8 protein-coding genes are annotated in these 8,766 nt (G+C 71.8%); 2 read left to right on the forward strand and 6 right to left on the reverse strand.

What is annotated here, in order from left to right; translation table 11 throughout:
• Nucleotides 1-33 precede the first annotated feature (33 nt).
• Nucleotides 34-837 carry a peptidoglycan recognition protein gene (locus ACFV6X_RS13935; protein ID WP_385382271.1) on the forward strand — a complete coding sequence of 268 codons (804 nt, stop codon included), beginning with the start codon at nucleotides 34-36 and terminating at the stop codon, nucleotides 835-837.
• Between the two features lie 101 nt (nucleotides 838-938).
• The gene (locus ACFV6X_RS13940; protein ID WP_385382274.1) at nucleotides 939-1,103 is read left to right on the forward strand and encodes a hypothetical protein; all 165 of its coding nucleotides are present in this window, start codon (nucleotides 939-941) and stop codon (nucleotides 1,101-1,103) included.
• Between the two features lie 29 nt (nucleotides 1,104-1,132).
• Here ACFV6X_RS13940 and ACFV6X_RS13945 read toward each other — a convergent pair whose 3' ends face one another.
• The 6 genes from ACFV6X_RS13945 to sucB form a co-directional block, all read right to left on the reverse strand.
• Nucleotides 1,133-1,651 carry a DUF4240 domain-containing protein gene (locus ACFV6X_RS13945; protein WP_385382320.1) on the reverse strand — a complete coding sequence of 173 codons (519 nt, stop codon included), beginning with the start codon at nucleotides 1,649-1,651 and terminating at the stop codon, nucleotides 1,133-1,135.
• Between the two features lie 76 nt (nucleotides 1,652-1,727).
• Nucleotides 1,728-2,702, reverse strand: a complete 975-nt coding sequence (locus tag ACFV6X_RS13950) for a helix-turn-helix transcriptional regulator (protein ID WP_385382277.1) — start codon at nucleotides 2,700-2,702, stop codon at nucleotides 1,728-1,730.
• 78 nt (nucleotides 2,703-2,780) lie between these two features.
• On the reverse strand, nucleotides 2,781-5,483 hold the full coding sequence (aceE, locus tag ACFV6X_RS13955; RefSeq protein ID WP_385382280.1) for a pyruvate dehydrogenase (acetyl-transferring), homodimeric type: 2,703 nt from the start codon (nucleotides 5,481-5,483) through the stop codon (nucleotides 2,781-2,783).
• Nucleotides 5,484-5,762: 279 nt separating this feature from the next.
• Nucleotides 5,763-6,824 carry an ABC transporter permease gene (locus ACFV6X_RS13960; RefSeq protein WP_385382283.1) on the reverse strand — a complete coding sequence of 354 codons (1,062 nt, stop codon included), beginning with the start codon at nucleotides 6,822-6,824 and terminating at the stop codon, nucleotides 5,763-5,765.
• A gap of 30 nt (nucleotides 6,825-6,854) precedes the next feature.
• Entirely contained in the window at nucleotides 6,855-7,478 is a 624-nt protein-coding gene (locus tag ACFV6X_RS13965; RefSeq protein WP_385382286.1) for a GntR family transcriptional regulator, read from the reverse strand.
• A 244-nt stretch (nucleotides 7,479-7,722) separates the two neighbouring features.
• On the reverse strand, nucleotides 7,723-8,766 hold a 1,044-nt coding region (sucB, locus tag ACFV6X_RS13970), incomplete at its 5' end, for a 2-oxoglutarate dehydrogenase, E2 component, dihydrolipoamide succinyltransferase (RefSeq protein ID WP_385382289.1).

Here is an 8,766-nt window from a genome sequence, read left to right on the forward strand (position 1 = left end):
GACAGTGGGTCCATGCGTGTCCTGAAACGTGGCATGAGAAGAAGACAGGGAGCACGGCCGCGCGCCGTGCACATACCCGGCAACGCCGTGGTGCTCGCGGGCTGTCTGCCCGGACTCGCCGCGGTGACCGCCCTGGCGCTGTGCGCCCACGGCGTGGACCAGTCGGTGACGGCCGCCCGCGACACCCACGCGCTCGCCGCCCGCGTACCCGCCCCGCACACCGCCCCCAAGCCGGCCGTCGTCCCCCGGACGGTCTGGGCCGACCCCGGCGAAGCCCCCGGCAAGCAGCCGCCGCCCCGCTACGACGACAGCGTCGTCGCCGTGTTCGTGCACCACACGGACACGCCCAACGCGTACCGCTGCGAGGACGTCCCGCAGATCATCCGCGACCTCTACGCCGGCCAGACCGGCGCCCGCGACTTCGACGACATCGGCTACAACTTCCTCGTCGACCGCTGCGGGACCATCTACGAGGGCCGCGCGGGCGGCGTCGACCACCCGGTCACCGGTGCCCACACCGTCGGCTTCAACCACCGCAGCACCGGCATCGCCGCCATCGGCACCTTCACCGCGGGCGCCGAGGTGCCCCGGGTGATGACCGACGCGATCGCCGCGCTGTCCGCGTGGAAGCTGGGCATGTCGGGCACCGACCCGCGCGCGACCGTACGCCTGGTCTCCAGCAACAGCCTCAGCCGCTTCGCCGCCGGCACCTCCGCCGTGCTGCCCACCCTGGCCGGTCACGGCGACGGCTACATGACCCGCTGCCCCGGCGCCGCCCTGACGGCGCGGCTGCCCGAGATCAGGGGCCTGGCGGCCCGGTTGCAGGGGCGCCCGTGAGCCCCCTCGTGAACCCCACAGGAAGGCCGCGGCCGCCGCGCGGGCCGCATGACGGCCGGCGCCCCGCCGCTCCGCTCATCGGCCGACCGGAGACGGGGGTCATGAGCGACGACACCGGCACGTGGAGCGAGGCCCTGCGCGGGCCCTGGACCGTGCTCTGCGCGGTCGCGACCGTCGTCCTGGGCCCGCGCACGGCCATCGTGTCCGCCCTCGACCAGGCCAACGCGGCACCCCTGCACCACGCGGCGGACCAGCCGCACGGGTAGTTCCCCGTGGGCCCCGAAGACCGGCCGCCTCACTCCTTGAAGCGGTCCCACAGCCGCGGGTACCGCTGCGCGAGCGCCGCCTCGTTCTCGAAGTCCACCGGCGTGCCCTCCGGTTCCGCGGGGGCGGGCGCGATGCCGAGGTCGGGGGCGACGGTCCCGGTGAGCTGCTCGTAGGCCTCGTCGGCCGCGTAGCCCAGCTCCTCGCCGTCGCCGTCGATCTCCTCGTCGAACTCGTCCAGCAGGTCGGCGAGCGAGTCGGGGACGTGCACGGCACCCTCGTACACCTCGCGGCCCTGGCCGATCAGCCAGCACCGGAAGAAGTCGAAGGCGTCGTCGCTGGCCCCGTCGAGCAGCACCCAGGCGGCACCCCACAGGTCCCAGGTGTACGCGCGGTTGTAGCGGGCCTCGAAGTGACGGGCGAAGTCGAGGACCTCGTCGGGGTCCTGCTGGAGGAGCCGTTCCACCAGGAGGTCCGCCTGCTCCTCCGGGTCGCCCTCGGCGGCCTCGCGGGTGGCGTCGATCAGCTCCCAGAACTCCGTCTCGTCCATCACGGGTCAAGCATCGTGCCTTCCCGGGTGGGGCGCACGCGGAGTGCGGTGGATTGTTATCGGCGGTAAGGCCGCGTCAGGCGCCGTACAGCCGGGCCAGCCGGGCCGCGTCACCGGCGAAACGGGCCCGCAGGCTCTCCGGTGCCAGCACCTCGACCTCCGCCCCGAGCGCCGTGAGCTGTGTGTGGGCGACCTCCTCGGACTCCACCGGCAGCGTCAGCGTCACCCATCCGCCGGAATCCGGGGCGCCTGCGTCGTCCAGCGCCTCGCGGGCCGAGAGCGCATCGACGGCGTACGGCAGGGCGCGCGCCCCGGCGGGCGAGAGCCGCACCTCGACCTGGGCGCGCAGGAGGGACCGCGCGAACTGCTCGGCCCGCTCCTCCCAGAAGGCGGGCAGATCGAACTCCTCGTCCCGCGCGAACCGCTCCTCGCCGGTGCCGACGGCCGTGAACCGGTCGATCCGGTAGACCCGCCAGGCCCCCTGCGGGACCGCCCGCGCGCACAGGTACCAGACGCCCGCCTTGAGCACGAGCCCGTACGGCTCCAGCTCCCGCTCCACCTCGCCGTCCCCCCGGCGGTACCGCGCGGTGATCGGGCGGTCGTCCCACACCGCGTCCGCGACGACGGGCAGCAGCTCAGGTGTGCGGGGCTCCTTGAACCAGTTCGGCGCGTCCAGATGGAAGCGCTGCGCGGCCGTACGGGACGCGTCGCGCAGGGACGGCAGCAGGGCGGCGGACACCTTCAGCCGGGCCGCCGAGGCGGCGTCCTCCAGCCCCATCTCCCGCAGCGCCCCCGGCACCCCGGACAGGAACAGGGCCTCGGCCTCACCGCGGTGCAGACCGGTCAGCCGTGTGCGGTAGCCGCCGATCAGCCGGTACCCGCCGGCCCGCCCCCGGTCGGCGTACACCGGGACCCCCGCCTCGGACAGCGCCTGCGCGTCCCGGGTGACGGTCCGCTGGGACACCTCCAGCTCGCGGGCGAGCTCGGCGGCGGTCATGGAGGGGCGGGACTGGAGCAACAGCACCATCTTGATCAGCCGGGCAGCACGCATACGGCCATCATGCCGGGGGCCACCGACGGCGAAGGGGGCACGGCGGCGGCCGTACCCCCTTGAGCGAGCGTGTGACCCTCACAGGCCGTACTTCTCGCGGGCCTCCTTCACGGCCGTCGCCTTGACCTCGCCGCGCCGGGCGAGCTGGGCCAGGGCCGCGACCACGATGGACTCCGCGTCGACGCCGAAGTGGCGGCGGGCGGCCTCACGGGTGTCGGACAGACCGAAGCCGTCGGCGCCCAGCGAGGACCAGTCCTGCTCGACCCACTGCGCGATCTGGTCCGGCAGCTGGCGCATGTAGTCGGAGACGGCGAGGACCGGGCCCTCGGCGCCCTGGAGCGCCTGCCGTACGTACGGCACCCGCTCCTCGCCGCGCAGCAGCGCCGCGTCGGCCTCCAGCGCGTCCCGGCGCAGCTCGCTCCAGGAGGTCGCGGACCACACGTCGGCGGCCACGCCCCACTCCTCGGCGAGCAGCCGCTGCGCCTTCAGCGCCCAGTGGATCGCCGTACCGGAGCCGAGCAGCTGGATGCGCGGGGCGTTCGCCGGCGCGGTCACGCCGGCCGACTCCGCCGTGTTGAAGCGGTACAGGCCCTTGACGATGCCCTCGTCGATGCCGAGGCCCTGCGGCTTCGCGGGCTGCGGCAGCGGCTCGTTGTAGACCGTCAGGTAGTAGAAGACGTCCTGGTCCTCGCCCGGCTTGGCCTCGCCGTACATCCGGCGCAGACCCTCACGGACGATGACCGCGATCTCGTACGCGAACGCCGGGTCGTAGCTGAGGGCGGCCGGGTTGGTGGCCGCGATCACCGGGGAGTGGCCGTCGGCGTGCTGGAGGCCCTCGCCCGTCAGCGTCGTACGGCCGGCCGTCGCGCCGACGAGGAAGCCGCGGCCGAGCTGGTCGCCGAGCTGCCACATCTGGTCGGCCGTGCGCTGCCAGCCGAACATCGAGTAGAAGATGTAGAACGGGATCATCGTCTCGCCGTGCGTCGCGTACGACGTCGAGGCGGCGATGAAGTCGGCCATGGAACCGGCCTCGGTGATCCCCTCGTTGAGGATCTGGCCGTCCTTGGCCTCCTTGTAGTACATCAGCTGGTCGCGGTCGACCGGTTCGTACGTCTGGCCCTTGGGCGAGTAGATGCCGAGCGACGGGAACAGCGACTCCATGCCGAAGGTGCGCGCCTCGTCGGGGACGATCGGCACCCAGCGCTTTCCGCTCTCCTTGTCGCGGACCAGGTCCTTGACGAGGCGGACGAACGCCATGGTCGTCGCCACGTTCTGCGAGCCGGAGCCCTTGTCGAAGGAGGCGAAGGCCTTCTCGGCGGGTGCGGGCAGCGGGGCGACCGGGTGCACCCGGCGGGCCGGGGCGAGGCCGCCGAGGGCGGCGCGGCGCTCCTGGAGGTAGCGGACCTCGGGGGAGTCGGTGCCCGGGTGGGCGTAGGGCACCACGCCGTCGACGAACGCGCTGTCCGCGATCGGCAGGTCGAGCAGGTCGCGCATCGTCTTGAACTCGTCCACCGAGAGCTTCTTCATCTGGTGGTTGGCGTTCTTCGACGCGAAGCCCGCACCGAGGGTGTGGCCCTTGACCGTCTGGGCCAGGATCACGGTCGGCGCACCCTTGTGCTCGACGGCGGCCTTGTACGCGGCGTAGACCTTGCGCGGCTCGTGGCCACCGCGGGAGAAGTGGAAGCAGTCCAGGATCTTGTCGTCGCTCAGCAGCTTCGCCATCTCGGCGAGCACCGGGTCGGCACCGAAGAAGTCCTGGCGGATGTAGGCGGCGTCGCGGGTCTGGTACGTCTGCACCTGCGCGTCGGGTACCTGGCGCAGGCGGCGTACGAGCGCGCCCGTGGTGTCGAGCTGGAACAGCTCGTCCCAGGCCGAGCCCCACAGCGTCTTCACGACGTTCCAGCCGGCGCCGCGGAACTGGGCCTCCAGCTCCTGCACGATCTTGAAGTTGGCGCGGACCGGGCCGTCGAGGCGCTGCAGGTTGCAGTTGATGACGAAGGTGAGGTTGTCCAGCTCCTCACGCGCGGCCAGCGCGAGCGCCGCCGTCGACTCCGGCTCGTCCATCTCGCCGTCACCGAGGAAGGCCCAGACGTGGGACGCGGAGACGTCCTTGATGCCGCGGTTGGTGAGGTAGCGGTTGAACCGCGCCTGGTAGATCGCGGAGAGCGGGCCGAGGCCCATCGACACCGTCGGGAACTCCCACAGCCAGGGCAGGCGGCGGGGGTGCGGGTACGACGGCAGGCCGTTGCCGCCGGCCTCGCGGCGGAAGTTGTCGAGGTGGTGCTCGCTGAGCCGGCCGTCGAGGAAGGCGCGGGCGTAGATGCCGGGGGAGGCGTGGCCCTGGATGTAGAGCTGGTCGCCCGACCCGTCGGCCTCCTTGCCCTTGAAGAAGTGGTTGAAGCCCGTCTCGTAGAGCCAGGCCGCGGAGGCGAAGGTGGCGATGTGGCCGCCGACGCCGTATTTGGAGCCGCGGGTCACCATGGCGGCCGCGTTCCAGCGGTTCCAGGCGGTGATCTTCCGCTCCATCTCCTCGTCACCGGGCACGGACGGCTCGGCGGCGGTGGGGATGGTGTTGACGTAGTCCGTCTCCAGGAGCTTGGGCAGCGAGATGCCGGTGCCCTCGGCGCGTTCCAGCGTGCGGCGCATCAGGTACGCGGCACGGTGCGGCCCGGCCGCCTTGGCGACGGCGTCCAGGGAGGCCCGCCATTCGGCGGTCTCCTCCGGGTCGCGGTCCGGGAGCTGGTCGAGCTCGCTCGGCTGGGTGGCGTGGGGGTCGGTCATGTCGCCGCCTTCCTCAGTCGAAGGGGGTTCCCTCATCGGTAAGGGTTCGGGGGTGCCCTTGGTCTTTGGCAGGACAGGGCGTGAGGCTCTGGTGGAAGCCCGTCCGGAACTGTAACTCCCTGATCGATGATCGATCAAAGGATTGCCCCCCAAAACCTCTTGATCGCGAGAAAGTCGGCACGCGGTGCCTCCGATGTGGGCACGCGGTGCCGGGATTTCCCATGGTTTGTGCAGGTGGGAGCGCGTCCGAGTGCCATGGCGCTCGGTTGTCACCCGCCGTCAAGGGCCGGCGTGCGCCGGGTTCCGTACCCGCCCGCCGGGATGCCGGTGCGACCAGTTGAGGAACACCGCGAGGGAGACCAGCAGCCACCCGGACAGCACCAGGAAGGGGAAGGCGTGCTGGTGGTCGGGGAAGTAGACCGCCGTGTGCTGCGCGTTGACCGACGCGCCCGGCGGCAGCCAGCGCCCGACCACCCCCAGCAGGGAGGGCAGCAGCGCCCAGGACACCGCGCCGCCCGAGGAAGGGTTGCCCAGCAGCACCATCAGGCCCCAGGTCGGCAGCATCGCCCAGCGTCCCATGAGCGTGTTGAACATGGTGAAGACCATCCCGCTCGTGAGCATCGTCAGCGCCAGGATCATCCAGGACTCCCCGAAGGGCAGGTCCAGCGCCCCGAGCCCCCAGTCCACCACCGCCGCGATCCCGAACCCGCCGATCAGCGCGTACGTCACGGTGAAGGCGATCCGCTCCAGCGGATTGAGCTCCCGCGCGTGAACGCTCAGCTGGATCGACCCCACGAACCCGATGATCACGGCCGCCAGGGAGATGTAGAAGATCGCCAGCCCGCGCGGATCGCCCTTCTGCAAGGGGTTGATGTCCTTCAACGTGACCGCGACCCCGGTCTGCCGACCCACGGCGACGGCCGCCTCGGCCAGCACCTCCGCCACGGACGCCCCGGACGCCCCCGAGACGTCGAACCTGACGGCCCGTCCGTCCTCGCGCACGTCGAGGATCGCGAAGACCTCCTGTTCCTCCACCGCCGAGCGGGCCTCGGCCACGGTGCCGTAGACGCGCAGCTTCATGGACGCGTTCAGCGCCCGCTCCATGCCCTCGATGAACGTCCGTCCCCGTACCACCTCGTACTGCCCCACCACCGCCGTCGGGATGGAGTGCGGCGTGGGGTTCGCCATGGAGTACGTGTACGAGCCGGCGAAGAGGCACGCCGCCGCGGAGATGATCAGTACCAGGACCGTGGCGGGCAGGAAGGGCGACTGCCGGAAGCGGTCCCACTTCTCCTCACGCGTGGGCGGTTTGCCGTGAACACCATGCGCCGCATCGGACATACGGCAACATTACGGTGCGTAATGACGGGCTCACGCCCTCGGCGCGCACCCCAGGACATGGGACTTCACGATCTCCGCGATCCGCGGATCCCGGCGCCGGAAGGCCGCGACCAGTTCCTCGTGCTCTTCGGCGTACGACTGCTGCACCGTCCCCAGCCAGCGGATCGACAGGGCGGTGAACACCTCGATGCCGAGTCCCTCCCAGGTGTGCAGCAGCACGGAGTTGCCGGCGGCGCGGACCAGCTCGCGGTGGAAGCCGACCGTGTGCCGCACCTGGGCCGTGCCGTCCGCGTTGCGGTCGGCCTCGTACAGGGCGGTGACGTGCGGCTCCAGCGCGGAGCAGTCCTCGGCGAGCAGCTCCGCGGCCAGCTCGGCGGCGATCGCCTCCAGGCCGGCCCGGACCGGGTAGCTCTCCTCCAGGTCCGCCGCGGTCAGGTTCCGCACCCGTACGCCCTTGTTGGGCGCGGACTCGATCAGACGCAGCGACTCCAGCTCGCGCAGCGCCTCACGGACCGGCGTCTGACTGACCTCCAGCTCGGTGGCGATCCGGCGCTCCACGATCCGCTCGCCCGGCTGCCAGCGCCCGCTGATGATCCCCTCCAGGATGTGCTCGCGGATCTGTTCGCGCAGCGAGTGGACGACGGGCGCGGTCATGGGAGCTCCTTAAGGCGCGTTTGACGTTTAGACAATAAGGCCGTCCACGCGTGGGGGAGGGGCGCACGGGGGCGCTTTGGTGCAGGTGAGACGAGGCGCACACGCCTGTGGCTCGGGGCGTTCCGCTGCCCGGTGGCTGCGGGATGTGCGCGGCCGGCCGCGCGGTTCCCCGCGCCCCCGAGAAACGGCGATGCCCTCGCCGGAGAGTTCCGGGCGAGGGCATCACCGTGTCGGCTGGGGCGTTCTACAGGCCGAGCTCGACCTCGAACTCGCCGGCCTCCAGGATGGCCTTGACCGCCGTCAGGTAACGGGCCGCGTCGGCGCCGTCGACCAGGCGGTGGTCGTAGGAGAGGGTCAGGTAGGTCATGTCGCGGACGCCGATGACCGTGCCCTCCTCCGTCTCGATGACGGCCGGGCGCTTGACCGTGGCGCCGATGCCGAGGATCGCGACCTGACCCGGCGGCACGATGATCGTGTCGAACAGCGCGCCGCGCGAACCGGTGTTGGAGATGGTGAAGGTCGCGCCCGCGAGCTCGTCCGGCGTGATCTTGTTCCCGCGGACCTTGCCCGCGAGGTCCGCCGTGGCCTTGGCGATACCGGCGATGTTGAGGTCACCGGCGTTCTTGATGACCGGGGTCATCAGGCCCTTCTCGGAGTCCACCGCGATACCGATGTTCTCGGTGTCGAAGTAGGTGATGGTCCCCTCGGCCACGTTGATCTTGGCGTTGACCGGCGCGTGGGCCTTCAGCGCCTGGGCCGCGGCCTTGACGAAGAACGGCATCGGCGAGAGCTTGACGCCCTCGCGGGCCGCGAACGCGTCCTTGGCCCGGGCGCGCAGCTTCATCACGCGGGTCACGTCGACCTCGACGACCGACGACAGCTGGGCCTGCTCGTGCAGCGCCTTGACCATGTTGTCGCCGATGACCTTGCGGATCCGCGGCATCTTCACGGTCTGGCCACGCAGCGGGGAGGCCTCCAGGACGGGGGCCTTCTTCGCGGCGGCAGGGCCCGCGGCGGCGGCCGGAGCCGGGGCGGCCGCGGCGGCCTTGGCGGCTTCGGCGGCGGCCAGGACGTCCTGCTTGCGGATGCGGCCGCCGACGCCGGTGCCCTTGACGGTGGCCAGGTCGACGCCGTTCTCGGCGGCGAGCTTGCGCACCAGCGGGGTGACGTAGGCGCCCTCGTCGGTGGCCTGCGCGGCGACCGGGGCGGCGGCGGGAGCCGGAGCCTGGGCGGCCGGCGCGGGAGCCGGGGCGGCGGGCTGGACCGGAGCCGCGGGCTGGGCCGGGAC

Source organism: Streptomyces sp. NPDC059861, assembly GCF_042731435.1.
Taxonomy (GTDB): Bacteria; Actinomycetota; Actinomycetes; order Streptomycetales; family Streptomycetaceae; genus Streptomyces.

Excerpts from the sequence above, each read along its gene's own strand:
- ACFV6X_RS13960 (WP_385382283.1), bottom strand. The coding sequence starts at position 6,824 with ATGTCCGATGCGGCGCATGGTGTTCACGGCAAACCGCCCACGCGTGAG.
- ACFV6X_RS13950 (WP_385382277.1), bottom strand. The coding sequence starts at position 2,702 with ATGCGTGCTGCCCGGCTGATCAAGATGGTGCTGTTGCTCCAGTCCCGC.
- aceE (WP_385382280.1), bottom strand. The coding sequence starts at position 5,483 with ATGACCGACCCCCACGCCACCCAGCCGAGCGAGCTCGACCAGCTCCCG.
- ACFV6X_RS13965 (WP_385382286.1), bottom strand. The coding sequence starts at position 7,478 with ATGACCGCGCCCGTCGTCCACTCGCTGCGCGAACAGATCCGCGAGCAC.
- ACFV6X_RS13945 (WP_385382320.1), bottom strand. The coding sequence starts at position 1,651 with ATGGACGAGACGGAGTTCTGGGAGCTGATCGACGCCACCCGCGAGGCC.
- ACFV6X_RS13940 (WP_385382274.1), top strand. The coding sequence starts at position 939 with ATGAGCGACGACACCGGCACGTGGAGCGAGGCCCTGCGCGGGCCCTGG.
- ACFV6X_RS13935 (WP_385382271.1), top strand. The coding sequence starts at position 34 with ATGAGAAGAAGACAGGGAGCACGGCCGCGCGCCGTGCACATACCCGGC.